Raw genomic sequence first — 1,988 nt, forward strand, 5'->3', positions numbered from 1 at the left:
GCGCGGCCGGCGCCCGCCCGGCGCTGCGCGACTCCGCGACGCCCGCCCTGCCCTCGCTGCGCGAGACGATCGCGCGGCATGGGTTGGAGGCGCGGAAGGCGCTTGGGCAGCACTTCCTGCTCGACCCCACGCTCTGCGCCCGCATCGCCACCGCAGCCGGGCCGATGGAAGGGCGGCAGGTGCTGGAAGTCGGGCCGGGACCCGGCGGACTGACACGCGCCCTGCTCGCGACGGCGGCCGAGAAGGTGGTGGCGGTGGAACTCGACCGCCGCGCCGTCGCCGCGCTTGCGGAACTCGCCGCCGCCTATCCCGGCCGGCTCGAGATCATCGAGGGCGATGCGCTGAAGCTGGACCCGGCCGTGCTGCTTGCCGCGCCGCGCCGGATCGTCGCGAACCTGCCCTACAACGTCGGCACGCCGCTGCTCGTCGGCTGGCTGCGCCAGGCCGCGGCGCTGGAATCCATGACGCTGATGTTCCAGCAGGAAGTGGCCGAGCGCATCACCGCGGCACCCGGCACCGAGGCCTATGGCCGCCTCGGCGTGCTGGCGCAGTGGCGCTGCCGCTGCACGCTGCTGCTGACCCTGCCGCCCGGCGCCTTCAGCCCGCCGCCGAAAGTCTGGTCCGCGGTGGTCGGGCTGGTGCCGCATGCGGAAGACCCGGGCCCGGCGCTTTTCGCCACGATGGAACGGCTCACCGCGGCGGCCTTCGGCCAGCGCCGCAAGATGCTGCGCGGCGCGCTGAAATCGCTCGGCGATGCCGAGGGGCTGCTCGCGGCGGCCGGCATTGCCGGCGAGCGTCGTGCCGAGACGCTGACGATCGCCGAGTTCGACCGCCTGGCCCGCACGCTGCTCGCGCGGCGCTGAGCTTGCGCCCCCGGGCGGTCGGCGCTTACCTCCCGACCCGCACAACCCCAACGGAAGACAAATGCTGACGGAGACGCCGACCCTGCTGTTCGCCCATGTCGCCTATCGCTTCGCGGAACGCTACGCCGCGCGCGGCGGCAAGCTTCCGGTGATCGAGGTGCGCAGCCTGGATGAGCTGGAGGCGCGCATCGACGAGGCGGATGTGCTGCTCGTCTCCGGCTTCTGGCGCAACCACCTGGCGAAGCCGGGCGGGCGGCTGAAGTTCATCCAGTCCATCAGCGCGGGCGTGGACCAGTACGACCGCGCCGCGCTCGCGGCCGCCGGCATCCGCCTGGCCTCCGCGCAGGGTGCGAACGCGAATGCCGTCAGCGAGCACGCGATGGCGCTGATCCTGGCGATGGCGCGGCGCATCCCGGAAGCCTGCGCCAACCAGGCGCAGCGCCACTGGCGCGGCATGATCGGCGACCTGACGCGGCGCGAGGACGAACTCGGCGGCAAGACGCTGCTCGTCGTCGGCATCGGGCGCATCGGCGGGCGGCTCGCGCGGCTGGCCAAGGCCTTCGACATGACGGTCGTCGGCCTGCGCCGCGACCCGGAGAAGGGCGCGGAGGGCGCCGACGAGATCCACCCGATGTCGGCGCTGAAGCAGCAGTTGCCGCGCGCCGACATCGTTGCGCTCACCTGCGCGCTGACCGAGGAGACGCGCGGCCTGATGGATGCCGCCGCCTTCGCCGCGATGAAGCCGGGTGCGGCGCTGGTCAATGTGGCGCGCGGGCGCGTCTGCGACGAGGCCGCGCTGATCGCCGCGCTGCAATCCGGCCGGATCGGCCAGGCCGCGCTGGACGTGACGGCGGACGAGCCGCTGCCGGCCGAGAGCCCGCTCTGGGCGATGCCGAACGTGCTGGTCACGCCCCATACCGGCGGCGAGACGCGGCGCTACGAGGACAACGTCCTCGACCTGATGGAGGAGAATCTCGCCCGGCTGCGCCGCGGCGAGACGGCGCTGTTCAACCAGGTGGTCTGACGCGACGGGCCGGCGCCGTCCGGCGCCGGGGGCCGCCGCGCTCTCCCCCCCGGGCCTCACGGGCGCGGATTTATGGGCCATGTCGGACAGGTTAGCCCGCG

The 1,988-nt window shown here is 73.7% G+C and carries 2 protein-coding genes; both read left to right on the top strand.

Going from position 1 to position 1,988, the window contains the following annotated elements:
* The first annotated feature begins 23 nt into the window (after positions 1-23).
* Positions 24-863 (top strand): 16S rRNA (adenine(1518)-N(6)/adenine(1519)-N(6))-dimethyltransferase RsmA, encoded by an 840-nt coding sequence (gene rsmA / locus AC1MIR_RS05360; protein WP_480028711.1) that lies wholly within the window; start codon positions 24-26, stop codon positions 861-863.
* 61 nt (positions 864-924) lie between these two features.
* Entirely contained in the window at positions 925-1,887 is a 963-nt protein-coding gene (locus tag AC1MIR_RS05365) for a D-2-hydroxyacid dehydrogenase (protein ID WP_480027154.1), read from the top strand.
* The last annotated feature ends 101 nt before the right edge of the window (positions 1,888-1,988 follow it).

Source organism: Falsiroseomonas sp. RANM36, from assembly GCF_056682175.1.